This is a genomic window from Rhodococcus sp. BUPNP1, from assembly GCF_002215235.1.
GTDB lineage: Bacteria > Actinomycetota > Actinomycetes > Mycobacteriales > Mycobacteriaceae > Rhodococcus.
This window is the reverse complement of record NZ_NERM01000002.1, coordinates 65,437-90,175: the sequence shown is the minus strand read 5'-3', so window position 1 is coordinate 90,175 and position 24,739 is coordinate 65,437. Positions and strand designations below refer to the sequence as shown.

27 protein-coding genes are annotated in these 24,739 nt (G+C 69.0%); 10 read left to right on the top strand and 17 right to left on the bottom strand.

What is annotated here, in order from left to right; translation table 11 throughout:
- Positions 1-145 precede the first annotated feature (145 nt).
- Complete coding sequence (locus B9C99_RS02280; protein ID WP_088896851.1) at positions 146-1,723, top strand: TM0106 family RecB-like putative nuclease; 1,578 nt, start codon at positions 146-148, stop codon at positions 1,721-1,723.
- Positions 1,724-1,784: 61 nt separating this feature from the next.
- On the opposite strand, the gene B9C99_RS02275 is transcribed toward B9C99_RS02280, so the two are convergent.
- From B9C99_RS02275 to B9C99_RS02240, 8 genes are all read right to left on the bottom strand, one after another.
- On the bottom strand, positions 1,785-2,636 hold the full coding sequence (locus tag B9C99_RS02275; RefSeq protein WP_088896850.1) for a methylamine utilization protein: 852 nt from the start codon (positions 2,634-2,636) through the stop codon (positions 1,785-1,787).
- A 60-nt stretch (positions 2,637-2,696) separates the two neighbouring features.
- On the bottom strand, positions 2,697-3,020 hold the full coding sequence (locus B9C99_RS02270; protein ID WP_088896849.1) for a cupredoxin domain-containing protein: 324 nt from the start codon (positions 3,018-3,020) through the stop codon (positions 2,697-2,699).
- On the bottom strand, positions 3,017-3,358 hold the full coding sequence (locus B9C99_RS02265; protein ID WP_016695408.1) for a plastocyanin/azurin family copper-binding protein: 342 nt from the start codon (positions 3,356-3,358) through the stop codon (positions 3,017-3,019). Before B9C99_RS02265 ends, B9C99_RS02270 begins: the two co-directional genes overlap by 4 nt.
- Positions 3,359-3,368: 10 nt before the next feature.
- Positions 3,369-4,961, bottom strand: coding sequence for a multicopper oxidase family protein (locus B9C99_RS02260; protein ID WP_088896848.1), 1,593 nt, complete (start codon positions 4,959-4,961; stop codon positions 3,369-3,371).
- A complete protein-coding gene (locus B9C99_RS02255; RefSeq protein WP_088896847.1) occupies positions 4,958-6,265 on the bottom strand; it encodes a hypothetical protein in 1,308 nt (435 codons plus the stop codon). The genes B9C99_RS02260 and B9C99_RS02255 overlap by 4 nt, the downstream gene beginning before the upstream one ends.
- Positions 6,262-6,930 carry a methylamine dehydrogenase light chain gene (locus tag B9C99_RS02250; RefSeq protein ID WP_088896846.1) on the bottom strand — a complete coding sequence of 223 codons (669 nt, stop codon included), beginning with the start codon at positions 6,928-6,930 and terminating at the stop codon, positions 6,262-6,264. The genes B9C99_RS02255 and B9C99_RS02250 overlap by 4 nt, the downstream gene beginning before the upstream one ends.
- 102 nt (positions 6,931-7,032) lie before the next feature.
- On the bottom strand, positions 7,033-7,647 hold the full coding sequence (locus tag B9C99_RS02245) for a redoxin domain-containing protein (RefSeq protein WP_016694597.1): 615 nt from the start codon (positions 7,645-7,647) through the stop codon (positions 7,033-7,035).
- Between the two features lie 21 nt (positions 7,648-7,668).
- Positions 7,669-8,250 carry a MauE/DoxX family redox-associated membrane protein gene (locus B9C99_RS02240; protein ID WP_088896974.1) on the bottom strand — a complete coding sequence of 194 codons (582 nt, stop codon included), beginning with the start codon at positions 8,248-8,250 and terminating at the stop codon, positions 7,669-7,671.
- 354 nt (positions 8,251-8,604) lie between these two features.
- Here B9C99_RS02240 and B9C99_RS02235 point away from each other — a divergent pair, with 354 nt between their 5' ends.
- Together B9C99_RS02235 and B9C99_RS02230 are read left to right on the top strand one after the other, a co-directional pair.
- Positions 8,605-10,119, top strand: a complete 1,515-nt coding sequence (locus tag B9C99_RS02235; protein WP_088896845.1) for an APC family permease — start codon at positions 8,605-8,607, stop codon at positions 10,117-10,119.
- On the top strand, positions 10,116-10,874 hold the full coding sequence (locus tag B9C99_RS02230) for an IclR family transcriptional regulator (protein ID WP_016694594.1): 759 nt from the start codon (positions 10,116-10,118) through the stop codon (positions 10,872-10,874). The genes B9C99_RS02235 and B9C99_RS02230 overlap by 4 nt, the downstream gene beginning before the upstream one ends.
- On the opposite strand, the gene B9C99_RS02225 is transcribed toward B9C99_RS02230, so the two are convergent.
- The 7 genes from B9C99_RS02225 to B9C99_RS02195 all read right to left on the bottom strand — a co-directional run bounded on the left by B9C99_RS02225 (position 10,858) and on the right by B9C99_RS02195 (position 16,829).
- Positions 10,858-11,667 (bottom strand): alpha/beta hydrolase, encoded by an 810-nt coding sequence (locus B9C99_RS02225; RefSeq protein ID WP_088896844.1) that lies wholly within the window; start codon positions 11,665-11,667, stop codon positions 10,858-10,860. The two genes, B9C99_RS02230 and B9C99_RS02225, sit on opposite strands and share 17 nt — an antisense overlap.
- 86 nt (positions 11,668-11,753) lie before the next feature.
- Positions 11,754-12,521 carry an SDR family NAD(P)-dependent oxidoreductase gene (locus B9C99_RS02220; RefSeq protein WP_006553390.1) on the bottom strand — a complete coding sequence of 256 codons (768 nt, stop codon included), beginning with the start codon at positions 12,519-12,521 and terminating at the stop codon, positions 11,754-11,756.
- Positions 12,522-12,651: 130 nt separating this feature from the next.
- Entirely contained in the window at positions 12,652-13,899 is a 1,248-nt protein-coding gene (locus B9C99_RS02215) for an MFS transporter (RefSeq protein ID WP_016694591.1), read from the bottom strand.
- Positions 13,896-14,399: a MarR family winged helix-turn-helix transcriptional regulator gene (locus B9C99_RS02210; protein WP_016694590.1), complete on the bottom strand. Its 504-nt coding sequence runs from the start codon at positions 14,397-14,399 to the stop codon at positions 13,896-13,898. The genes B9C99_RS02215 and B9C99_RS02210 overlap by 4 nt, the downstream gene beginning before the upstream one ends.
- A gap of 78 nt (positions 14,400-14,477) precedes the next feature.
- On the bottom strand, positions 14,478-15,176 hold the full coding sequence (locus B9C99_RS02205) for a TMEM165/GDT1 family protein (protein ID WP_016694589.1): 699 nt from the start codon (positions 15,174-15,176) through the stop codon (positions 14,478-14,480).
- Between the two features lie 264 nt (positions 15,177-15,440).
- The gene (locus tag B9C99_RS02200) at positions 15,441-15,974 is read right to left on the bottom strand and encodes a hypothetical protein (protein WP_016694588.1); all 534 of its coding nucleotides are present in this window, start codon (positions 15,972-15,974) and stop codon (positions 15,441-15,443) included.
- 231 nt (positions 15,975-16,205) lie between these two features.
- A complete protein-coding gene (locus B9C99_RS02195) occupies positions 16,206-16,829 on the bottom strand; it encodes a superoxide dismutase (protein ID WP_006553395.1) in 624 nt (207 codons plus the stop codon).
- 297 nt (positions 16,830-17,126) lie between these two features.
- Between B9C99_RS02195 and B9C99_RS02190 the strand changes: the two genes are divergently transcribed.
- The 3 genes from B9C99_RS02190 (at position 17,127) to B9C99_RS02180 (ending at position 19,647) form a co-directional block, all read left to right on the top strand.
- Positions 17,127-18,221, top strand: coding sequence for an acyltransferase (locus tag B9C99_RS02190; RefSeq protein ID WP_088896843.1), 1,095 nt, complete (start codon positions 17,127-17,129; stop codon positions 18,219-18,221).
- 9 nt (positions 18,222-18,230) lie between these two features.
- Positions 18,231-18,899 (top strand): peptide-methionine (S)-S-oxide reductase MsrA, encoded by a 669-nt coding sequence (msrA, locus tag B9C99_RS02185; protein WP_006553397.1) that lies wholly within the window; start codon positions 18,231-18,233, stop codon positions 18,897-18,899.
- Positions 18,900-19,056: 157 nt separating this feature from the next.
- Positions 19,057-19,647 (top strand): hypothetical protein, encoded by a 591-nt coding sequence (locus B9C99_RS02180; RefSeq protein ID WP_253249954.1) that lies wholly within the window; start codon positions 19,057-19,059, stop codon positions 19,645-19,647.
- 15 nt (positions 19,648-19,662) lie between these two features.
- Here B9C99_RS02180 and B9C99_RS02175 read toward each other — a convergent pair whose 3' ends face one another.
- Positions 19,663-20,598 (bottom strand): LLM class F420-dependent oxidoreductase, encoded by a 936-nt coding sequence (locus B9C99_RS02175; protein WP_088896841.1) that lies wholly within the window; start codon positions 20,596-20,598, stop codon positions 19,663-19,665.
- A gap of 258 nt (positions 20,599-20,856) precedes the next feature.
- On the opposite strand from B9C99_RS02175, the gene B9C99_RS02170 reads away from it, so the two are divergent.
- The 4 genes from B9C99_RS02170 (at position 20,857) to B9C99_RS02155 (ending at position 23,991) form a co-directional block, all read left to right on the top strand.
- On the top strand, positions 20,857-21,183 hold the full coding sequence (locus B9C99_RS02170; protein ID WP_060652314.1) for a rhodanese-like domain-containing protein: 327 nt from the start codon (positions 20,857-20,859) through the stop codon (positions 21,181-21,183).
- On the top strand, positions 21,183-22,241 hold the full coding sequence (locus tag B9C99_RS02165; protein WP_088896840.1) for a DUF4328 domain-containing protein: 1,059 nt from the start codon (positions 21,183-21,185) through the stop codon (positions 22,239-22,241). The genes B9C99_RS02170 and B9C99_RS02165 overlap by 1 nt, the downstream gene beginning before the upstream one ends.
- Positions 22,238-23,011 carry a glycerophosphodiester phosphodiesterase gene (locus tag B9C99_RS02160; RefSeq protein WP_088896839.1) on the top strand — a complete coding sequence of 258 codons (774 nt, stop codon included), beginning with the start codon at positions 22,238-22,240 and terminating at the stop codon, positions 23,009-23,011. The genes B9C99_RS02165 and B9C99_RS02160 overlap by 4 nt, the downstream gene beginning before the upstream one ends.
- 62 nt (positions 23,012-23,073) lie before the next feature.
- Positions 23,074-23,991, top strand: coding sequence for a DUF5926 family protein (locus tag B9C99_RS02155; protein WP_088896838.1), 918 nt, complete (start codon positions 23,074-23,076; stop codon positions 23,989-23,991).
- A gap of 84 nt (positions 23,992-24,075) precedes the next feature.
- Here the strand turns inward: B9C99_RS02155 and B9C99_RS02150 are convergent, their stop codons facing one another.
- Positions 24,076-24,624 carry a ferritin gene (locus tag B9C99_RS02150; protein ID WP_172414845.1) on the bottom strand — a complete coding sequence of 183 codons (549 nt, stop codon included), beginning with the start codon at positions 24,622-24,624 and terminating at the stop codon, positions 24,076-24,078.
- Between the last annotated feature and the right edge of the window lie 115 nt (positions 24,625-24,739).

Here is a 24,739-nt window from a genome sequence, read left to right as displayed (position 1 = left end):
CAGCACCCTCCATTCGGTACGACACGACGCTCCGGCGCCCCGCGTCAGCCTAACGTGACGGTGCTGCTGCGAGCCGTCGCCTGTGCAGGGAATACCCTGGAATGTCGTGGACGCAACCGGAGAACTACCGCGGCCCGAACGCGGAGTGTCACAGCGCACAGCCGTCTCCCTCGAGGCCGCTGCGCTGACGAGGTGCCGCCACCGGGTCTATCTCGACGCCACCTTCCCCGACGAACTCGCAGGTGCACCCGAGAATCCGGGTGCGCGGCAACGCCAGGAGGCGGCGGCTGCGCATCGTGAGGCGATCCGCCAGACGCTGTTCGACGCCGACCCGGACGGGTGGGTGCTCGTCGCCCCGGAAGGGCCGATGTCGCAGCGCGCCGAGCGCACCCTCGACGCGTGCCGCGCGGGAGCCGACCGCATCTGGGGTGCGGTGCTGCCGAGCGAACCCGACACCGGACGCCGCGGCCGCTCGGAGATCCTGCTGCGCGATGCCGAACGCGGTGGCTACATCCCGGTGATCGTCGTCAACCACAAGGTCACCGATCCCGGACGCGGCGCGCTCACCACCGACCTGTTCGCGTGGGCACCCGCCGTCGACGAGACCCGCAAGGTGCGCAGTCAGGTGCGCGACCAGATGCGCCTCGCGCACCTGTACCGGATGCTCGAACGTCACGGACTCGCGAGCCCCGCGAAGGTCGCCGGCGCGATCGGATACGGCGGCGACTGCATCCTCGTGCACGATCTCGACCAGATCCTCGACGACTACGACGCCCGCCTGGCGGACCGACTCGAGATCGCGCGGGGTCTCACTCCGACGGCGCCGTCGCAGATCGGCGAGTGCAAGACCTGCCCGTGGTGGGACCGCTGCCGCGCCGAACTCACCGTCACCCGGGACGTGTCGCTCGTCGCGCCGGGGCAACGTGCCGCAGTGCTGCGCGAACTGGAGGTGCACACCATCGACGGCCTCGCCCGGTGGGACGGCGAGGAACCCGAGGCGTGGCCGCAGGGTTCGTTCGAGGACGCGATCGTCACGGCGCGGGCGTGGATCGCCGGTGCGCCGCTCGTGCGTCGCTACCGGCACGTGCACGTCCACCGCGCCGACGTCGAGGTCGACATCGACATGGAGAGCTACCACGAGCACGGCGCCTATCTGTGGGGCACGCTGCTCAATTCGGGATCGTCCTCCGAGTACATCCCGTTCGCGACGTGGGAGCCCGTGCCGACCGACGACGAGGCGCGCTCGTTCGCCGAGTTCTGGCGCTGGCTGTCGGACCAGCGGCGCGCGGCCGAACGTCGCGGGAAGACCTTTGCGGCCTACTGCTATTCGCGGTCGGCGGAGGACAAGTGGTTGCTGTCGTCGGCGCGGCGGTTCCACGGATTCCCGGGTGTGCCGGAGCTCGCGGAGGTCAAGGCGTTCATCGGTTCGAACGAGTGGGTCGACATCTTCCAGGCCGTCACCGACCAGTTCGTGTGCCCGAACGGCAAGGGGCTCAAGAAGATCGCGCCGATCGCGGGGCATCACTGGCGTGACGCCGAGGCCGGGGGTGAGGCGTCGATGAGCTGGTACCGCGAGGCCGTGGGTATGGCGGGCGAGCCCGATCCGGCGCAGCGTGTGCGGTTGCTCGAGTACAACGAGGACGACGTGATCGCCACGAAGGTCCTGCGCGAGTGGATGAGCGATCGCGCGGTGCTCGACATCCCGTTCGTCGAGGACCTGTAGCGCAGAGCATGCCACGTGCGTGGTTCCGGCGGCCTCGGCCACCGGAACCACGCACGGGAGATCAGACCAGTGCGGCAAGAGCGAAGGCCGCCAGGGCGATGAGGACACCGCCGGTGAGGGTCTGGACGCGACGGTCGATGACGCACATCGCCGACAGGAAGCCGGGCATCGAACCACCGCGGCGGGTGTGCAGGATGGCCAGCACGCTCGGCATGCAGCGACCGAGGCTGACGGTCGCGAACATCGCGGCGCCGAGCACCGGCGAACCGGAGGCGATCACGCCGAGGACCAGCAGGTAGTACGCGCTGGACCGGATGAAGATCATGAAGCCGGGGCCGATGAGCGCGCCGAACAGCAGCGATACCTTCCACGGCGCCATCGTGCGCCGCAGATGGCGGGGGAGCTGCTGACGCCGCATGGGCGTCGGCAGGGTGATCATGCCCAGCTCGTGCAGGCCGTAGCCGAGTGCGATCACGCCCCAGGCCGCGAGCATCCATGCCCACGGCACCGAGCCGGTCACGAGCGCACCGAGTGCACCGAAGAGCGCGCCGGTGGGAATGCCCGTCGCGAGCGATCCCAGGGCGTGCCAGCCGAGGCGGCGCACCGGGGTCGACGACCCGCGGCGTCCCGGCTGCTTCGGTGCGGCGACCACGCCGGCCACCGACATGCCGCAGGTCGACCAGTTGGCGGCCAGTGCCGTCACCGCACCGGTCGTGATCACCGCGGCGGTCATGGCCGTCGGGGTCGAGGGGGCCGCGACGAGACCGGCGGCGGCGCCGACCACCGCGGCACCGGCGATCAGGCCGCCGCGGGTCTTCTTCGCGACGGCGTTCTCGAGCGTCGGGCGTATCTCCGGTACGTCGACTCCGAGGGGTGGGTGAGCCAGGGGCTCACGCACGAGTGTTTCCGTCATTGGGATGCTCCTTTGCTGTGGTGCTCTAGGGTGCGATCGGACGGCGGACGGCGTTGTCCGTCACCCGGTCACGGTGACGGTTCCGGTCATGTACCGGTGGACCGAGCAGTGGTACTCGTAGACGCCCGGCGTCGTGAAGGTGTGCTCGAAGCTCCCCTCGGGGGTGATGCCGCTGTCGAACTCGCCCTCCGATCCGACGTGATGCAGGACCCCGCCGTCGTCGAACGTCCACCGGACGGTGCCGCCCACCGGTACGGTCACGTCCACCGGTGCGAAGTGCACGTCGCGCACGACGATCTCCGCGTCCGGCCCGGCGGGGGAGCCCGCACACGAGGTCGCGGCCAGCATCGCGAACGCGGCCACGCCCCACCGGATCCGCCTCATTCGACGATGATCGTGCCGACCATCGCGGGGTGCGGCGTGCAGTGGTAGGTGAACGTGCCGGCCTCGTCGAAGGTGTACTCGTAGGTGCCCTCGGTGAGCAGTTCGCTCTTCAGGTCACCTTCGAGCGCACCGTCACCGGCCACGTCGTGCGGCAGACCCGAGTCGTCGAAGTGCCACTGCACGGTCTGGCCCTTCTCGATGGTGACCGAGGCCGGGCTGTACGACATGTTGGAGACCTCGATGACGACGGCGGGTTCGTCGGCGTCCGCACTGCCGCATCCGGTCAGCAGTCCCATCGCGAGTGTCGTGCCCGCGATCGCGGAAAGAAACTTCTTCATGATCTCGTCCTCACCGGATGTACCGCAGATTCGCGGTCATTCCTGCCTCGAAGTGATAGGCGTTGTGGCAGTGAAACATCCACTCGCCCGGATTGTCCGCGTCGAACTCGATGGCGAGTTCGGTCCCCGGAAGCACGTTGACGGTGTCGCGTCGCAGACCGCCGTAACTCGGTACGGCGAAGGTGTGGCCGTGGGTGTGCATGGGATGCCACATCGGCGACGAGTTGACCATCGTGATCCGGATCCGTTCACCCTCCTTCATCACCAGTCGGCCGGCGTCGGGGCCGGCCATGCCCCACACGTAGCGGTCGCCGGCCTGGATCAGCTCGACGCGGTAGTCGCGGTCGACGTCCCGCTTCTCGAGCAGCACCGATTCGGCGGGCCGCAGTTCGCTCTCGGGTACCAGTCGCCCGTTCAGCTCCGGGATGTTTCCTCCCACATCGGGGTTCGACATCGGAACCGCGTCGTGGGACCGCAGCACGGTCGACGCGTAGCCGTCGCGACCCTCGACCTTCGCCACGATCGGCCACGCACCGGAGCGGACCGTGACGAGCACGTCCACCCGCTGCGCCATGCCGAGGATCACGGTGTCGGCGGTCGTCGGCTGCACGTCGAAACCGTCCACGGCGACGACGGTCAGTTCGTGACCGGCCACGGCGAAGCGGTAGGGCGTCTCCGCGGCGGCGTTGATGATCCGCAGTCGCAACCGTTGTCCCGCAGCGGCTTCCACCACGACGGGATCGTTCGGCGGGCGTCCGTTGATCAGGTGCAGCGGGTACGCGATGTGCTGGGTCATGCCGCCGAGCGGGACGGAGTCCCCGTGGCCCGCCGACGTGATCTGCTGCGCCACCGAGGCATCGGCGTCCGAGTACTCGGCCGGCCCACCGCTGTGCCCGGCGTGACCGTGCCCGGCGACCTGCGGGTTGAGCGCGGCCAGGACCGCGTCGGGGGTGGTGCCCAGACCGTCGACCCAGTCGTCGAGCACGAGCACCGCGTCGGCGTCCGCGCCGGTCGCGTCGTTCGGGTCCTCGATGATCATGGCCCCGAACAGGCCGCGGTCGGCCTGCAGTCCGCTGTGCGAGTGGTACCAGTAGGTGCCCGGATCGGGTGCGACGAAGTCGTACTCGAACCGGCCGCCGTCGGCGCCGATCGGTTCCTGCGTGACCGGAGCCGCACCGTCCATGTCGTTGCGGATCCGGATGCCGTGCCAGTGCAGCGTGGTCTCCTGCGGAAGCCCGTTGTCCACCGACACCCGCACCCGGTCGCCCTTCGACAACCGCAGCTCGGGTGCGACGGCGGCCCCGCCGTAGGTCCACGTGTTCACGATCCGCCCACCGAGGTCCACGGCGCCCACACCCGCAGCGAGCGCGAAGGCGGCCGTCGCCCCCGAGGTGACGCGGGCCGCCTCGGCCGCGGCCACCTCGGGGTCGGTGGGACGGATGTAGTCGAGCTCGGCGGCCGCCGCCTGCTGCCCGGACGTACCGGAGCTGCAGGCGGCGGCACCGAACCCGACGGCGCCGAGCCCCACCGCCCCGGCACCGAGGGTGCCCAGGCGGAGGAAGCGTCGGCGGTCGAGCACGAGCCCGGTACCGGGTCGTGTCATCGGATCACCTGCGGGGTCAGGAGGGAACGGATGTCGTCGACGGTGCCGGTGACCTCGGCAGCACTGACCTCGGCGCCGTCGCTCGCCGAGACACCGACGATGCGCTGGGCCGACTCGCCGTCGACCTCGGGGCCCGAACCGACCACGTACAGGATCGATCCGTCGACGGAGAAGGCCATGGACGCGATGTCCGTCAGTCCCAGCGCCGCGAGATCGAGGGTGCGGATCGGTGTGAGGCCGGCGGCGTCGAACAACTCGACCTTGACGATGTCGCCGCCGCGCGCCGAGTGCGGATGGATCTCGCTGTCGGTGTACTCGATCGCGATCCGGTCGCCGGTGTTGTTGATGGCGTTCTCCGCGAAGCGGCCACCGTCCTGACCCGCGTTCCCGATGGGAGCGACGGGATCCTCCGGCAGACCGTTCGAGAAGTCGAAGACGAAGACGTCGCCGGTCGCGCCGACGAGCAGTGCCTTCTTCGCGTCCGCGGCCCAGGTCACCTTGCGGTTGCTGACGAAGTCGTCGGGCAGCACCTTCGTGCGCGCCGTCTCCGTGGGGACACCGGCATCGTCGATGGAGATCTGGATCAGCTCGCGGGTGTCCTCGCACACGCTGTAGAGCTCGTGGTCGACGAGCCAGGTGAACGGCCCGCACCCGATGATCTGCAGCGCGCCACTCTCCTCGCCGGCCTCGAGATCGACGACGCGGACGCCGTACAGGCCGTCGTCCCACGTCACGAAGTACTTCCCGTCCGAGGTGACGGCACTGGAGCCGGGGCGCGAGTGCGCGCGGGCGTAGTCGGGCAGTTCGATCTCGTCCGGCTCGAGCAGGTCGCCCGAGTAGGTGGTGACGGTGAAGTCGGCCTGGCCGCGCGAACCGCGGGGCCGCCACACCTCGGCGGCGAGAACCGCCGGGTCCGAGGAACTCTCGCCCACGAAGCCGTGGATGACGGGATCCCAGATGCCGGGGCCCACGACGATGCGGCTGCCCGCGACGCCGGTGACCGGGTCGAGGACGTTCACACCGATCTCGAGCCCGCCCGGAGTCCGGAGGACCGCGAGCAGGTCGTTCTCGCTCGCGGGCTGGATCTCCGAGACGTGCACGGGTTCCGGGATGGTGTCGCCGATCTCCTGGTCGTCGTGGCCGAGGGAGATGCCCTCACCGGGAGTGGTGTAGGGGACGGTCGGGTAGCTGACCTCGCCCGCCGCAGCGGACGAGGCGCTGTCGTCGTCGCTCGAGCACGCCGCGAGGGACAGTGCGAGAGCGAGCGGGACGGTCGCGGCGACCGCCCGTTGGGTGCGCTTCATGATCCGGCGCCCACCTTCGGTCGTGCGGCGGGACGGGTCTGGCAGTCCTCACCGATGATCGGTGCCATCGTGCAGGTGTACGACTGGGATTCGTCGGACACGCACCAGATGACCTCCTGGTCGAAGCTGCCCGAGACCGGGTTGTACATGATGGCCTGCATGTCGGGCTCACCGCAGAAGGCGTTCGAGCACGACGGTGCACCACAGCAGTCGTAGTAGGCGATCAGGTAGGTCTTACCGGTGTCGGGATGCGTGCAGCACCCCACCCAGAACTCCGCTCCGGGACGGCTTCCCGGTGCACAGGTGGTGACGCCGCCGCCGTTGCAGGCGGCGCACGAGGTGCCGTCCATGTTGCACCAGCGCCAGTACTCGCACTCGGCGGGATCCTTGCCGTCGTAGACCGGAACGAACGGTTCGGGTTCGGCGGGGGCGGGGGCCGGCGGCTCCTGCGCCAGGGCTGTGCGGGTGACGGGCAGCGAACTGATCAGTGCCACACCGGAGACACCCATGGTCCACCGGCCGATCTTGCTGATCACCGAACGGCGGGAGACCCGCTCGGACATCCTGCGTCCGGTGCGGCCGATGAAGGATCCGCCGCGGCCGGCCATCCATTCGGCCTGTTCCTTGACGGTGGCTTCGTCCACCGGATATCGGTTCTCGTGCATCTCCGGTTCACCGGATGAGGGTCTGAGGTCCAACGACGTACTCCGATCTCGAGAAGGGGATGAGATTCCGCCCGTACCGACGGCGCGGTCGGCGCTCGCAGATCACAGACCGGCTGCGGCGCGAGTCTTGGCTGCCTCGTGCAGGTGCTGCAGCGACGGCGTACCGGATTCGAGTGCGTTGAGGAGGGATTCGACCTGCGCCATGTGGTTGCACAGGCCCTTGGCCTGGATCTTGCCGTGCTCGTCGAGGATCACGCCGTACGGAGTGGTGCCCACCTGGTAGGCGATGCCCACATCGCGGGCGTCGACGTAGCTGAGCTCGGCTCCGATACCCGAACCGGCGAGGAAGTTCTGGTGCTCCTCGGGCGTACCGTCCGAGATGATGACGACGTCGAGGTCCTTCTCCGCCTTCGCCATCGCCTTGACGCCGGGCAGCAGGCTCTTGCAGGTCGAGCACGACGGCGCGGTGAACAGCAGCAGCTGCGCCCTGTCGCGGTGGCCGCCGACACCGATCTCGCGGCCGAGGTGGTCCTTCAGGCCGCGGAAGCTCGGACCGACCTGGGCGATCTTCGGGCCGGTGTCCATCATCCGGGCGCCGAGGGGGCCGAGACGCACCTGCACGCGCCCGATCTCGCGGGCGAGGGCGAGCAGCATGAGGAACAGCGCCGCGACGGCGACGGCCAGCACGATGACCGCGATCAGCAGGAAGGTGTTCACAGATTTCTCCGTTCGGATTTGTCAGTACCGCGAGAGGGTCGAGGCGGCACGGAGTTCGATCGAGGCCTTCGTCAGGTGGTCGTCGACCGGGCGCCGACCCGGATGCACGATCGACCGCAACTGCACCGCGGTGACGACCACGACCAGCACCAGCGCGGCGAGCGCGACGGCGAGGAGGTGCTCGGCGAGCGACGGTGCGCCGGCGGGAACGAGGGCCAGGGCTGCGGAGACGAGCACGAACGCGCCGGCCCGAACCGCATGGAACCACCCGATCCGCGGGACATCGTGGGAACCGAATGCGAAACAGCCGCAGTCGAGGTCACGACGGCCTCGGAGGAGGTTGATCGTCAGGCCGCCGAAGAAGCACAGGAACAGCAGCGCGGCGCCTGCGGCCGCCCACCGTCCGGCGATGCCCGTGACGAGCGCGGCACCGAGGACGATCTCGGCCCACGGCAGCGCGAACGACACCGCGTTCTCGAGCGGCGCGGGAAGCAGCTTGTACCCGCGGACCGTGCGCAGCAGACCCTGGCGGTCCCGGGTCTTGGGGATGCCGGCGAGCAACAGCGTGCCTCCGACGATCGATGCGATCAGCACCCACAGCATGTGTGCGACCACTCCTTCCGTTTCGCTGCGGGACCTTCTCGAGGTCCCGGCGGATCCCTCGCAGGTGGGGATGGACACATCGTGCTGTGGTCTCGAGTCGGGCATGCGACGCCGGAGAAACGAACGGGGACACCTCGAACGAGAACGCGAGCCGCGGAAATCCGTGGGGCCGAGCCTCGGCGACGTGGGCTTTTGCGTTCGCGCGACTCCGTGGGGAAGGCGGCGGCGTGATGTACCTCGCAGCGCTGCCGCGAGCGGATTCCCATTTGGACGGCACGTCGTGTTCGCGCAGGTAATGCAGCTGTAACAGAACGGGGTTAGCGTCCGGACGAAATCAGTGAAAGGACCACGGTCGTGACGTCAGCACTCCGGGCGGCGATCGACCGCGCGCAGGACGCGGAACCCACCGGGGCTCACGTGCGCTCACCCCTGCACGCGCTCGGCCGCCGGCAGTTGTCCCAGCTCGATCTGATCGGACAGTCGCTGTCGACGATCGCCCCCGCCACCGGCATGGTGTTCATCGCCCTGTGGATGACCGTGAGCGCTCCGGGACTCGGCGGTGTGCTCACCATCGCCGCGACGACCGGCGTCGTCGTGCTGGTCGCATGGTGCATCACACAGTTCACTCGACGCCTGGCCGCAGCGGGATCGCTCTACAGCTTCGTCTTCCAGGGACTCGGCACGCGCGCGGCCCTCGTGACGGGCACGGCACTCATCGTCGGATATCTCGGCATCTCGATCTCCGTGCTCGGCCAGGGAGCACGCACCGTACTGGACATCGGCGAGCTTGCCGGACTGCATCTTCCGGGGACGGGGCCGTGGCTGGTGACGACGGCGGTGCTCGGCGGGGTCGTCGCCCTGATCGCGATTCGCGGGGTGCGGTTCGCGACCCGCGCGATCCTGCTCGTCGAAACGTGTTCGCTGGTACTGATCGTCGCGACGATGCTGGTCGCGCCGACGGGTGGCTCGACGACGAGCGAGTTGCCGGTCTCACCGCTGAGTCTGCTGCCATTCCTGGCGCTGATGACCGTCCTGTCCATGGCCGGTTTCGAGAGCGCGGCGTTCTTCGGTCCCGAGGCCCGTCGGCCGCTCGTCACCGTGAGCCGGACGGTGCTGATCACCCCTCTCGTCGTCGGGGCGCTGTTCGTCTTCGCGGCCGTCGCCTCGCTGACCGGACGCGGATCGCTCATCATCGGAGCGTATTTCGACGGTGTCGACTCCGGCGCGTCGTGGGCGGTCGTGCTCGCCGTGAAGACGGGCATGGCGTGCTCGTGGTTCGCGTCGACGCTCGGCTGCGCCCAGGCAGGCTCGAGGCTCCTGTACTCGATGGGTGTCGAACGGGTACTGCCGTCCGCCCTCGCCCGCGTGCACGGCACCCTGCGGACGCCCTATCTCGCGGTGGGCACGTTCGTCGCAGTGAGCGTCGCGGGTTCGGTGCTGTACACCCTGGCGGCGGACGCGGATTCGTCCGTCTTCGACGGGGTCGTCGAGGTCGCGCTGGTCGCGGCGTACACGCTGGTCGCTGTGGCGTCGCTGCGGTTCCTGCACCGCATCGGTGAGGACACCACCTGGACGCGGGTCGCGGCGGTGTTCGTCGCGTTGCTCGGCGGCGGTCTGCTGGTGGGAACGGCCGTCGACGGGGTCACGCACTCGCTGCTCGTCGTGCCGGTGGCACTCGTCGCGCTCCTGGTGTCGGGACCGGTCTGGCATGCGGTGCTGCGCCGGCTCCGCCCGCAGAGTCTTGCGACGATCGGAGCCTTCGACACCGTCGAGACCACCGATCTGCTGCCGGGGGCGGGGACACTGGTCCTCGACGAGCACGGTCGGCCGCAGATCGTCACGGGGGGCACACAGGAGGAGCGGATGTGACCGCGCACGTGCCGATCCGGTCCTCCGAGACACCTTTCGGAGGACGACAACCCCATGCCGTGCAGAAGGCGCTGGGGATGCTCGAGGCCGTCGCACAGCTCGGTCCCGGCACCACCGCCAAGGAGATCGCGGCGTTCGCCGGAGTGCCTCCCGCCACCGCCTACCGGATGCTGAACCTGCTCGTCGCAGACGGCTATCTCGTGCGCGTCCCCGACCTGTCGGGTTTCGCGCTCGGTCGTCGTACCGCCGAACTCGCCCAGGCCGCAGCGGAATCCACTCCGTCCGAATCGCTCCACGATGTGATGGAGGATCTGCGGGGGCGCACGCGTTTCGGGCTGCACGTCGCGTCCTTCGCCGGGAGCCGGCTCCGCTTCGTCGACCAGGATCCGGACCACGAGATCGTCGCCATCACCACGCTGTCGAAGTCGTTGCACGCCAATGCCATCGGCAAGCTGATGCTGGCACACGTGCCGGGGGCGGCCCCGGACGCCGAGTTGCGCCGGCTCACCGAGTTCACGATGTGCGACCGCGAGTCGCTGGCGCGGGAGCTGCGCGAGATCGTCTCGTTCGGTTACGCGCGGGAATGCCAGGAGACGCGGCTGGGCCGGGCGGCGCTGGCCGTCCCGATCCGCGACTCGTCGTCCTTCGTCGTCGGCGGCCTGTACCTGCACGGGTCGGCTGCGAAGGTGCAGCCGGATCCCGATCTGGTGAGATTCCTCGTCGACGGCTCCGCCAGGCTCACAGGCCTGCTCTGAGCCGGATCAGGGCGTCCACCACGGGCGCGCCGAACATCGGCGGATCGTTGTGTTCGAGACCGTCGAGCTCGACCCGCTCGTGCAACTGCCGGGCGGCATCGGCGACCGCCGTGCTCTGGGCGGGCGGGACGATGCTGTCGGCGGTGCCGTAGACGACCGTGATCGGCACATCGATGCGGCCGACGAGTTCGGCGACGGGGAACTCGTCCTTCAGCGCTGCGGCGGGGACGAACGGATAGTGGTGCCGGGCCACGGCGGCGAGGTCGGTGAACGGCGAGCGCAGCAGCATCCCGGCGGGTGGTTCGTCGACGGCGAGCGCGGTGACCACGGCGCAGCCGAGGCTCTCCCCGAAGTACAGCAACCGGGTGGGGTCGACGTCGTCGCGTGCACGGAGATGCTTGAGGGCCGCGCGGGCGTCGGCGGCGAGACCCTCCTCGGTGGGGGTGCCGGGATTACCGCCGTACCCGCGGTAGTCGAACAGGAGCGTCGAGAAACCCGCCGCGGCGAGGTCGGCGGCGGTGTCGACGCGGCCGAGGCGGTTGCCGCCGTTACCGGGAGCGAGGAGAACCGTGAAGCCGGCTCCGGGACCGTCGGGGGCGCGACCGGGCACGAACCAGGCGTCGAGCTCGAGACCGTCGTCGGTGGTGAGCACGACGTCCTCGGCGCCGGGCAGGACGGTCGCAGCGGACGGGGGAGTGGAGCTGTCGGGCAAATAGATCAGGCGTCGTTGCAACGCCCAGCCGGCGACGCCGACGAGCGCGACGACGAGCACCACGGCGAGAACGATCCGCATGGGTCCGGTCTAACGCACGTGCGCGTTCCCGGCAGCCGGAACTGCCGGAAACGCGCACGGAAGAGGCGGGGTTACCGGAGGAAGGGTTACCGCGGCGCCATGCGCAGCGCGCCGTCCATGCGGATGGTCTCGCCGTTGAGGTAGTCGTGCTCGACGATCATCTGCGCGAGCTGTGCGTACTCGGCGGGCTGGGCGAGCCGCGACGGGAACGGCACACCGGCCTCGAGGCCCTTGCGGTACTCCTCGGTGACACCGGCGAGCATCGGGGTGTCGACGATGCCGGGGGCGATGGTGTTGACGCGGATGCCGAACTGCGCGAGGTCGCGTGCGGCGGGGACGGTCATGCCGTGCACGCCACCCTTCGACGCGGAGTACGCGATCTGGCCGATCTGGCCTTCGAACGCCGCCACCGAGGCGGTGTTGATGACGACGCCGCGCTGACCCGACTCGTCGACCGTCTCGGTCTTGGAGATCGCGTCGGCCGCGAGGCGCATGACGTTGAAGGTGCCGAGCAGGTTGACGGTGATGACCGTGCGGAACAGCTCGAGGTCGTGCGGGCCGTTCTTCGACAGGATGCGGCCGGCCCAGCCGACACCGGCGCAGTTGACGACGATGCGCAGCGGAACACCGGACTCGACGATGCGGTCGACGGCGGCCTGCACCTCGTCGCCGCTGGTCACATCGGTGGCGAGGAGCGTGACGCCCGCGGGTGCGGCATCGCCGACGCGGTCGATGGACTGCTGCAGGTCGAGGCCGAAGACGGTGGCTCCGGCGTCGGCGAGGCGGCGTGCGGTTGCGGCGCCGAGACCGGATGCGGCACCGGTCACCAGTGCGGCGGATCCCTGAATCTCCACTGTTCGTATCTCCTGTCCCGAGCCGAGGGCTGCGTGAACCCGACGGGTTCGGGCTCGCTGGCACCGAGTCCGACTCCGTCGGGTTCTCTCACAGAGCCCTACGGCGTGTGAGTGTCGTTCGTCACGAACCCTAACCGGTCACGGCCGCGGGTTCCGCGGGGGTCGCGGTCCGGCGGCGCAGTGCGACGACTCCCATCGCCGCGGCGACGAGACACGCGACGGCACCGAGCAGCAGTCCGGCCCGGCCACCCCACTGCTCGCAGACCCATCCGGCGATGGGACCGCCGATGGCCGTGGAGCCGAGGAAGGCGACCGACCACAGGGCCATCACCCGTCCGCGCATCGTCGGCGCGGAGGCGAGCTGCAGCGAACTGTTGGTCGTGGACGTGAACGTCACGCTCAGGGCACCGACGATCACCATGAGCACGATGAGCGTGGTCAGGTTCGGGGCCGCGGCGGCGATCGCCATGGCGATGCCGAACGCGAGAGAGGTGAGGATCAGCGGCCGGGTTCCGGTGCGACCCCAGGTGGCGACGGCGAGCCCACCCACGACCGATCCGGCGCCCATCGCGGCGGTGAGGAAGCCGTAGGCCCCGGCACCGGCAGCGAAGGTGTGGTCGGCCAGGACCGGCAGGACCACCTGGAACTCGAAGGCCAGACACCCGACGAGCGCCATCATCAGCAGCGGGACGGCCAGATCGGACGTGCTGCGGACGTAGGCGAAACCCTCGCGCAGCTGTCCCTTCGCGCGGGCGGCGGCGGGGGAGCGCTGGAGCCGGGAGACGTCGAGTCGCAGCAGCGAGGTGACGACGGCGACGAAGCTCGCGGCGTTGAGCAGGAAGCACACGCCGAGTCCGCCCGCGGCGATGACCAGGCCGGCGACCGCCGGGCCGATCATGCGGGAGCACGAGGCGAGGACCGACTGCAGGCTCACGGCATTGCGCAGGTCCTCCGGACCGACGAGTTCGAGCATGAACGACTGGCGGGCGGGGTTCTCGAAGCACTGGTTGAGGCCGAGCGCGACCGCCAGGACGTAGACGTGCCACAGGGCCACGGTGTCGGTGACGACGAGCAGTCCCAGGATCAGGGCCTGCACACCCATGAGGGTCTGCAATCCGATCATGAGCCGGCGCTTGTCGGAGCGGTCGGCGACCACGCCGCCGTAGGGGCCGAGCAACAACATCGGCACGGTCTGCAGCGCGAGCACGACGCCGATGGCGGTCGGGGAGCCGGTGAGCTGCAGGACCAGCCACGACTGCGCGACCGTCTGCATCCACGTGCCGATGAGCGAGACGGCCTGGCCGCTGATGTAGAGGCGGAAGTTGGGGCCGCGCAGAGCGGCGAAGGTCTGTCCTCTGATGTCGGCGAGCACTGTCACGGGCGACCCCCCTCGGTGGAGGGACGCGGTGAATCGGCGACGCGCTGCGAGAGTGCCTCGAGGGCGGGCAGTGCGTCGTGCAGAGCTTCGAGGTGCCGGTCGCTCAGCTCGGTGAGGTGACGGGCGAACAGGGCGGTGCGGCGATCGCGCAGTTCCGCCGACAGTGCGGCACCGGCAGCAGTGATGTGGACGCGGACGACGCGCTTGTCGTCGGCGTCGGGGGACCGGGTGAGCAACCCGGCGTCTTCGAGTTTGCCCACCATGCGCGAACACATGGTGGGGTTGAGCCCTTCGATCTCCGCGAGGTCGCGGACTCCGATCGTCTCGTGGCGGGCGACGGTCGTGAGGAGGGTCGACTGCGAACGCGTCAGCCCTTCCTCCGAGGCGAACATGCCCATGCGGCGGGAGATCCGTCCGATCGCGATACGCAGACGGTGGACGTCTTCCGCGTCGAACGGAGGAGTTTCGGATCGAGGGGTGCTGTCCGTGAGTTCAGACATGGAACCACCTCCGAATTTATTTGCCTATCGGCAAGCATACTCCTGTCCGGAGCGGAAAGACACTGTTCGGAACGGTGATCAGGGACGCATGAGCGCCGGGGCCTCGTCCTCGGTGACACGGCGGGCACGCCGGCGGACGACCACCATCGCGGCGACGGACAGCAGCAGGGCCACCGCGCCGGCGATCGGTCCCACGGCACCGGTCTCCGGGAACAGGCCGTCGCCGAGCATCCACGCCCCGAAGCCGAAGAACAGGGCGGCGGCGCCGTAGCGGATGGCGTTGTCGGGAAGGTGCCGGCCGAGCACGGCACCGATGACGATGGCCAGTGCGTCGGCGGCGACCATGCCGACGGTGGACCCGATCCACACCCCGGCCCAGTTGTTGTCGGTCGCGAGCGTGATGGTCGCGAGCATCGTCTTGTCGCCGAGTTCGGCGAGGAAGAACGCCGAGGTCACGGCGAGAAAGGCGGAGCGCGCGACGCGTCCGGCCTTGGACTGCTCGTCGTCGTCGAGGGAGTCGCCGCGCAGCGTCCACGCGCCGAAGATCAGGAAGGCGATGCCGCCGACGATGGAGATGGCGGTCGCGGGGATCGCGACACCCAGATAGTGCCCGACGGCCACCGACACGAGGTGGACCGCGGTGGTCGCGAACAGGATCCCCGACAGGACGACCCACCAGCGATAGCGCAGGGCGAAGGTCATCGCCATGAGCTGGGACTTGTCGCCGAGTTCGGCGACGAAGACGACTGCGAAGGACAGGACGAGAGCGGACCACATATGCGTTTCCTCCTTCCGTATGGAGGAAACGGGGCTTCCTCCGGTCGCCGGACGCACGGTGCGACCAGCGGCCGAAGGTCTCGCCCACCGGAGGATGATCCGGTCCGCGGGGCCGGGCGTTGCCGTTCTCGGGCGCCGCCAGTATGTCGACCCTGCGATTGGGGGCTACTCCCCTTCGTCGACGACAACGTTAGCCCGGCGAACCGATTTCTGTAAAGGCAATGCTAACTTTCGGAGAACCGAACTCTCATTGTCAGGGCGCCCTCACGACGCGAGCAGCATGGCCAGAATCGCGGTGTCGGGATCGTTGCCCGGATCCACTCCCACCTTGCTGACCAGCGCCGTCACCGTGCCGTCCGGTTCGGCCTCGACCCACGCCGCGCGATGCTCGAGTCCGAGATGCGGGATCCCGGGGAGCAGTACGCAGCCCGAGGCGGCGCCGGCATTCTCCGGGAGTGACGGCGTCGTCTCCGACGGGGGATGCAGCATGATCAGCGCCGGCGGCTGATGCTCGGCGAACCGTCCGGGCTGCACGGCACGTTCGCCGAGCACCGGACCTTCGGCGACCACGAGACCCACGGTTCCGGGTGCGGGGTCGTCGGGCAGTTCTTCCTTGACCCCGAACACCGTCGAGGTGGGCAGCAGTCCCGGCAGCGACGCGATCCGCACCGTCATCGCCAGCACCTGGGCCCATTCACGGGTGGTCGCGGGCCATCTGCCCGAGACGACGAAACCTCGAAGCGACCCGTCGGACTGGAATGCGGACAGCTCGATGCGGCTGTGTTCCTCGGCGTTCATCCCACTCCTCCCTCTCGGTCGGTAAGGGGAGAATGCCCGTTTTCTCCGTTGGCACACAAGAGGTGTCGAGTGCCAGCACTTCCGCTCCACTTTTTGCTATCCGCCTCAGCAATTGCTGCGGCGAATGGCGATTTCTGTAGCGGAGGGGGAAGACCAGGCCCCGGAGACGACGAAGGGCGCCGGTCTCCCGGCGCCCTCGCTGTCGGTCTCGCGACCTGTGACCGATCCGTACTAGACGATCAGGCCCGAGGTGGCGGTGCGAGCGCGCTCGAAGCGAGCCTGCACGTCCGCCCAGTTGACGATGTTCCAGAAGGCCTTGACGTAGTCGGCCTTGACGTTCTGGTACTGCAGGTAGAAGGCGTGCTCCCACATGTCGAGCATGAGCAGCGGGGTCAGGCCGATCGGGATGTTGCCCTGCTGGTCGTACAGCTGGACGATGATCAGACGCTGTCCGATCGAATCCCACGCGAGGATCGACCAGCCGGAGCCCTGGATGGAGTTCGCGTTCGCGGAGAAGTGATCGCGGAACTTGTCGAACGAGCCGAAGGCGTCGTCGATCGCGGCAGCGAGCTCACCCTCGGGCTTGTCGCCACCCTCGGGGGAGAGGTTGTTCCAGAAGACGGAGTGGTTGGTGTGACCACCCAGGTGGAAGGCGAGGTCCTTCTCGAGCTTGGTCGCCTGGGCCGCCATGGTGCCGTTCTCGCGGGCCTCGGCCAGCTTCTCGAGAGCGGTGTTCGCACCGGCGACGTAGGTGGCGTGGTGCTTCGAGTGGTGCAGCTCCATGATCTTCGCCGAGATGTGCGGCTCGAGCGCTGCGTAGTCGTAGGGCAAGTCCGGAAGTGTGTATTCAGCCACGAAGGGTCCCTTCTTCACCGGGCCGTCCGGCCCGTGCAGTTATTCCGTACCTTTTCGGGTTTCCACCCAAGTCCATAACTACACCGTCCGCAACATTCCCCGTAATGCGGACACGATCGGACCCCGACTGTGTCGGAGAGCACCCGAAACCGCCCACGCGTCCGGAAAATAGCTCTCACCAGCGTAAACAGTCGGATAGCGGGACCATCGGCAACGGCTGCGTGAACGGGACCTTAACATTGGCGCGTGTTTCGGCCCTTCCTGAACGAACCGACACGCGGGGCCGATGCACCGCGTGTGGATCTGCCGGGCGTCGATGTCGTCCGGTTCGTCGCGGTCGCGGCCGTGCTCTACTCCCACATCGCCTTCTACCTGATCGACGACCTCGGGACGGGCTGGTGGGGCATCGACCTCACCTACGAGGTGCTCGTCAAGGGCGCCGGTCTCAACCAGCACCTGTCGTCCGTCGGCGTGACGGCGTTCATGATGCTCACGGGCATGCTCGTCACCCGGTCCGCGATCCGGCAGGACCGCCGGAAGTTCCTCATCGCCCGGGCCGCGCGGCTCCTGCCGGCCTTCTGGGTGGCGATCCTCGCCGCGGTCGTGCTCGTGTGGCTCGGGATCAACGGCACCTTCAGCGGTCACACCACGGTGTCGGTCTCCGAGGCGTTCCTGTCCTTCTTCCTCGGCGCGTTCTTCCTGAAACCGCAGGTGATCGTGCTCGGCGTGGTGTGGACGCTCGCCGCACAGATCTCGTTCTACCTGTGGTGTGTAGCGGGACGGTCGCTGCTGCGGACGGCGCCGGTGGCGGTGCCGATGCTCGGCGCCGTGCTGTGCATGCTGGTGCTCCTCTACAACCTGTACGTGCCCGAGCCGTACACGGTGCCGTTCCTCTCGAAGATCGCGTCGACGCTGCCCACGCTGTTCCTCGGGCAGATCGTGTACTTCGGATGGGCCGGCCTGATCTCGCTGCGCGCCCTGCTGGCGGCGATGTTCGCGCAGATCGCGGTGATCGTGATGGCCACGGACATCAACGTCTACTGGTCGGGCAGTCGCTACCTGTGGACCGTATCGGTGGTCTTCGCAGCAGTCGTGCTGGTCGCCCGGTACGACGGGCGCCTCGCGCGCTCGGCCGTCGTCTCCTGGGTCGCGACCCGCAGCTACTGCATCTACCTGACCCACACCCTCGTGATGTACCGGATCTACGAGAACACCGTCGGCCTCGTCGGCACGACCGCGGCGATCGTGCTGCTGCTGATCGGCTGTGGTCTCGTCGCCGAGGTGCTGTACCGCAGCGTCGAGGTTCCGGCCGCACATTGGATCAAGAGCCGCTGGCTGGCGCCGAAGCAGGTCGCTTCCGACGAACGGACCGCCGCTCCGACCCGCGCGTAGCATCGGGTCATGTCCTGGTTCGACGAGATCCTCGCCCGTGCAGGTTCGAAGTCGCAGATGGTGACGCGCGAGGACGCGCTCCCCGGACGTGCCGAACCGCTGCCCGTCCCCGAGACCCACTACGTCAACGGCAACCGCATCGTTCCCCCCTTCCCCGAGGGCCTGCAGGCCGCAGTCGTCGGCATGGGCTGCTTCTGGGGCGCCGAGAAGGAGTTCTGGCAGCTCGACGGCGTCTACTCGACCGCGGTCGGCTATTCCGGCGGCTACACACCCAACCCCACCTACGAGGAGGTGTGCTCCGGCCGGACCGGTCACACCGAGGTGGTGCTGGTCGTCTTCGACCCGAAGGTGATCGGCTACGAGCACATCCTGCAGCAGTTCTGGGAGAACCACGACCCCACCCAGGGCATGCGGCAGGGCAACGACCACGGGACCCAGTACCGCTCGGCGATCTACACCCACGACGAGACACAGATCGAGGTCGCCGAGGCCACGGCCGAAGCGTTCGGCAAGCGACTGGCCGACGCCGGATACGGGCAGATCACCACGGAGATCGCGCCGCTGACGCAGTTCTACTACGCCGAGGACTACCACCAGCAGTACCTCGCGAAGAACCCCAACGGTTACTGCCCCGTCCACGCCACCGGCGTGAGCTGCCCGGTGGGGCTCGGCGCCTGAGAATACGTCCGGCCCGAAGGGTCCGACGGTGTCGCACACCACATCTCCGTTCGCAGTGCGAGTGTGAGATGCGTTGGCGTTCCTTGAACTTCCCCGAAAGCGGACGCATGCTGGAAAAAGGGATCATTCCAGAGGGGGAAAGGGACGGCTTGCCGACATGACGACCAGGGCGGGGTATCTGCGGCGCACACGACGAAGTCTGCGCAGGCGGGATCCGCTCGTGCGTCGCACCGACAGGCTCGAAGCGCGCTGCTTCACCCTCATGATCGTCGTGATGGCGCTCCTGATCCCCGTCGCGGTGTGGGTGTCCGCCATCATGTGGAGCTCCCAGCTCGAACTCTCCGAGAAGCAGAACGCCGAACGCGTCAGCGTCACGGCCGTCCTCGACGCCGACGCCCTGAGCGACTCCTCCGGATGGGGCGAGACCGTGAAGATCGCCTCGGCCCCCGCGACCTGGGGTTGGGGCGACGAGACGCGTCACGCCCTCGTCCAGGTCGACAGTCTCGCGACCGCCGGCAGCGAGGTGCCGGTCTGGGTAGACGCGACCACCGGCGAATACACGCAGGCCCCGCTGACCACCTCCGCCGCGAAGTTCACCGCCGTGCTGTCCGGGGTGTCGCTGTGGACGTTCTCGTCCGCCGCTGCGGGCGGCCTGTTCGCCCTCGCGCACTGGCGTCTCGAGGTGCGGCGCAGCCGCGAGTGGAGCCGGGACATCGAAGCGTTCCTCGGCTCCACCAGCAGCCACTGACCCGCTGGGCGCGCGTCAGAGATCCGCGACCGCGGGCATGACCTCGTTCGCGACCAGTTCGAGGTGCTCGAGATCGGCGAGATCGAGGACCTGCAGGTAGATGCGCTGCGTCCCGGCCTCGGCGAAGGTGCGGATCTTCTCGATCAATTCCTGCGGCGTGCCCGCGAGTCCGTTCTCCCGCAGCTCGTCGACCTCGCGGCCGATCCGTGCCGCGCGCCGCGCGATCTCGTCCTCGTCCCGTCCGCAGCACAGCACGAGTGCGTTCGAGTAGGTCAGTTCCTCGGGGTCGCGTCCGGCATCCCGGCAGGCCGCACGCACACGCTCGAACAGGACCTTCGTCTCGTCCAGCGACTTGAACGGCACATTGAACTCGTCGGCGTAGCGCGCCGCGAGTGCCGGCGTGCGCTTCTTGCCCGCGCCGCCCATGACGATCGGCGGGTGGGGACGCTGGTGGGGCTTCGGCAAGGCGGGGGAGTTCTCGATCCGCACGTGCTCGCCCTCGTACGAGAAGGTCTCGCCCTCGGAGGTGTCCCACAGGCCGGTGATGACCGCGAGGGACTCCTCGAAGCGGTCGAACCGCTCCTTCAGTGTGGGGAAGGGGATGCCGTAGGCGAGGTGTTCCTCCTCGAACCAGCCGGCTCCGAAGCCGAAGTCGACGCGTCCGCCGCTCATGGCGTCGACCTGCGCGACGGAGATCGCGAGCGGGCCGGGATAGCGGAAGGTCGCCGAGGTGACGAGCGTGCCGAGGCGGATCGTCGAGGTGTCGCGGGCGAGACCGGCCAGGGTGATCCATGCGTCCGTCGGACCGGGCAGACCCTCGGCGTTCATGGCCAGGTAGTGGTCGGAGCGGAAGAACGCGCCGTAGCCGAGTCGTTCCGCGGTCTGCGCGACGGCGAGGAGGTCGTCGTAGGTGGCGCCCTGCTGGGGTTCGGTGAAGATGCGTAATTCCATGACCCGATCATTTCAGCGCCGGAACCGGCACGGGGCATCGGCGGGCGCCTGTCCACTGTGAGATGTCTCGAGTGTGATTCCCCATGCGTGGATAGACCTGTTGATGAACCTGTGGAAACTGTGGATAACTCCAGCGGATGGGGTTGATGGGGAGTGTTGTGGAGGACCCACCGGCCCCACCTGTGGAACAGGATCGGTACGACCACACCCACATCCGTTCACGCCGCGTGCCACTATTGAGACGTGAGCTTTTCCGACGTGCCCACCGTGTCGGTCGACCTGGTACCCGAACTCGGCGACGAGGTCGTCCTCCTCGACGTCCGCGAGGACGACGAATGGGAACTCGGACACGCCCCCGGCGCGCTGCACATTCCGCTCGCCGACGTGCCCGCCCGCATCGAGGAACTCGACCCCGACGCCGAGATCTACGTGATCTGCAGGCAGGGCGGCCGCTCCCTCGGAGCGGTCGAGTACCTGGCCCGCATCGGGTACGAGACCTTCCAGGTCGCCGGCGGCATGGTGGCGTGGCAGAAGCACGGACTCCCGCTCGTCTCCGAGCGCGACGAACCGGCAAAGATCTATTGATGTCGGCCTATCAGATCTGTGTGCGCTGTGAGAATCGCTGGCCCGTGACCTATCAGCCGCGGCAGTGGTGCCCGGCCTGCCGCGGTGTGCTGCTCTCACCCGTCGCCCCCGACGGGTCGGTTCCTCCGTCGCGCCGCAACTTCCGCTGGGTCGCGCGACCTGCGGGTGGCCCTCCGACGACCGAACCGGCGTCGCCTTCGCGTGGGCGTCCGTCGGCCGAGACCCCGTCCTATCGCGAGATGCCCCGCTGGGGACTGCTCGATCCGCTCCCGGACGAGGACGTCGAACCCGATCGCGCCGAGACCGCCGCCGACCTCGCGCCGACGCTGCTCGTCGGCACCGCCGTCGTCTTCGGTCTCGCGGCCCTCGCCGAGGCGGTCCGGTACGGGGTGTTGCTGTACAACCGCACCCGTCTCGTCGACCCGCTCGTGCTCGCGGTGTCGGATGCCGCGGTATGGGCGACCCAGGTGGTCGGGCCGGTCGTGGCGCTGGCCGCGGCGGTCGCATCCGGGCTGCGGCTGATCGACCTGCGCCGGCGCATCTACGCCGAGCGTGGTCTCGCCGAGTCACGGTCGCCGCTGTCCATCCTCGCGGGACTCGTCGTTCCGGGCCTCAACCTCGCGATGCCCGGTGTCTTCCTCGCCGAGATCGCCGACCGCGACCCGCGCCTGCTCCGCGCGATCCGCACCTGGTGGGTGTTGTGGGTGGTCAACGGCGTGCTCGTCGTGGTGCTGCTCGCGTGGCGTCAGCGCGACACCCTGCAGGCCCGCGCCGACGGTGTCCTGCTCACCGCCGTCCTCGCGGCGCTCGGCGCGGTCGTCGCGCTGTCGACCCTGCACGTCCTGCGCCTGTTCGACGACACCGACCTGTGGGGACGGCCGCTGCGCCGTCACCGGTTCACCCACGCGACCGGCCCGGCCTCGTCACCGATCGCGCCCATCGTCCCCGCCGCCGTGCGCGAACAGGAACAGGCTCGCCAGGACCGGGACGACGTTCCGGACGAGCAGGCCGGAGAACGAGCGGACGACGAGGAGCGCGCCGAGGCGGTGGCGCCGTGACGCGCAGCGCGCATCCTCGGGTCGTCGCGCATCGCGGTGCGTCCGCCGCGCTCCCCGAACACACGATCGGCGCCTACGAACTCGCATTGAAGGAAGGCGCCGACGGCGTCGAGTGCGACGTGCGGCTCACCCGCGACGGTCATCTGGTGTGCGTGCACGACCGCACGATCGACCGCACCTCGAACGGCACCGGGGTCGTCAGCGAGATGACCCTCGACGAGCTCGCGCAGTACGACTACGGGCGGCCCGGCGAGCCTGCCGACCTGCTCACGCTGCGGCAGCTGCTCGAACTCGTCATGGACTTCACGAGCGTGCCGGTGAAGGTCTTCGTCGAGACCAAGCATCCCGTCCGCTACGGCGGTCTCGTGGAGAGCAAACTGCTCGCCGAACTGGCCCGCTTCGGTCTCGCGACCCCGGCCTCCGCCGATTTCTCCCGGGTGGTGGTGATGTCGTTCGCGGCCGGGGCCGTCTGGCGCATCCGCCGGGCCGCACCGCTGCTGCCCACCGTGCTGCTGGGGGAGACCTCGCGTTACCTGCGCGGCAGCGCCGCCACCACCGTCGGCGCGACGGCCGTCGGCCCGTCGATCGCGACGCTGCGCGAGCACCGCGATCTCGTCGACCGGGCCGCGCTGTCGGGGCGGGCCACCTACTGCTGGACCGTCGACGACCCCGCCGACGTCGAGCTGTGCCGCGAGCTGGGCGTCGAGTGGGTCGCCACCAACCATCCCGGGCGCACCAAGCTGCAGCTCGACTCCGCCTTCGATCGGTGAGCACCCCCACCCGGTCCCGCGACCGCGACATCGCGACACCGGTCGCCGTGTAGTTTGACGCCGTGGCCAAGAAGAGCAAGAGAAACAGCGGACCCAAGCCCGGCAGCAATCGCGCCGCGAAGCTCGAGCAGCGCCGACTCGAGCGGGAAGCGGCGGCCGCCGCGACGTCCCGGCCCTTCGAAGGCCTCGCCTTCGAATGCGATCTCGTGGCACTTCGCGAGTTCGTGCCGTCGGCCCTCGCAGAGCTGCCCGCCGCTGCGGACGGCCGTCGCGTCGTGGGTGCGACCATCCTCCCCGGCGGGGTCGCGGCCCTGGTCCGCGAGGAGAACGGTGCGCCGGTCGCGTACGTCGGCCTGCAGCTCGCCGCCGGCTTCGGGCCGGACCCGGCGGGTGAACTGGCCGCGGCCCTGCACTGGGCGCACACGGCCGAGCCGGGCTCGTCGCTGCAGGTCGCGAGCGGCGACGACGACACCCCGCCGCTGGCGGAGCTGATCGACCCGGCAGCCGTGCCGGCGATCACCGTCCACAACGATTTCGACTGGTGGATCCCGGCCGGTGTCGAACCGAGCGCCGAGATCGCGCACACCGTCAAGCACGCGAACGAAGCCGTGCTGCCGTCGGCGCGTCTCGAGGGCGACGGTCTGCGCGGCGCGTGGTGGGTCGATCCGGGCGAGAAGGCGCACCTGCGCTGGGTGCGACCCGAGGACGAGGACGCGCTGATGGCGGCGTTGTCGCGCGTGCACGCGGCGGGCGGCCTGCACCTCGGTGAGGGATCGCGGTTCGCCGGTTCGTTCCGCACCCACGGTCTGCTGGTGCCGGTCTTCGACCTCGACCGCGAGAAGCACCCCGACGAGTGGGTCGCCCCGACCATCGAGTTCGGGCAGCGTCTCGACGAGGCCCTCGCCGTGGACGAACCGCTCACCGCCGCCGAGCGCCGGTCGCGCGACGGCCTGCGCAGCCGCCAGGTCACCCTGCGCTGACGCGCTCACGACAGCACGAAGGCCACCTCCTGCAGGAGGTGGCCTTCGTCGTTCCGGGTGGGCTGTCCCCGGATGGAGGAACGATCAGATGGCGCCGCCGGCGGCGAGCGGGGCGTTGCCGCGCGGCTCGCGCACCTTCGAGTTGAGCTCGCGGGCCACGAAGTCCTCGAGGTTGAAGAGGTTGGAACCGGCGCGGTCGGCCACGGTCAGCAGGGTCGTCATCGTCGCGACCTCCTCGACCTGCTCCTGCAGGAACCACTGCATGAACTGCTCGCCGAGGTAGTCGCCCTCGTCGCGCGCGGTGCGGGCGAGCTCGACGATCTGGTCGGTGACCTTCTTCTCCTGGGCGAGGGCCAGCGCGATCGGCTCGCGGGCATCCTCGAACATCGACTGCACCGCGTCGACGCCGGTGAGGTCGACGGCCATATCGCGGTCCAGGAAGTACTGGACGATCATCATGGCGTGGTTGCGCTCCTCGACGGCCTGCGCGTAGAAGTGCTTCGCCAGCTGCGGGAGATCGGTGTTGTCGTAGAAGACCGCGATGGCGATGTACTGATGCGACGCCGTGAACTCGTGGCGGATCTGGTCGTGCAGCAGCGTGTGGAACTTGGTCATATCGCCCATCGTCGTCATGATCACGACGTTAGTGCAGGTCAACGCGTTTTTCATCCAAGTGTTGGCTACCCTTCCACAAGGCAGCATCGGCTACCCTACGGAAAATGCGGACAGCCTTCCCCAAGATCGACAG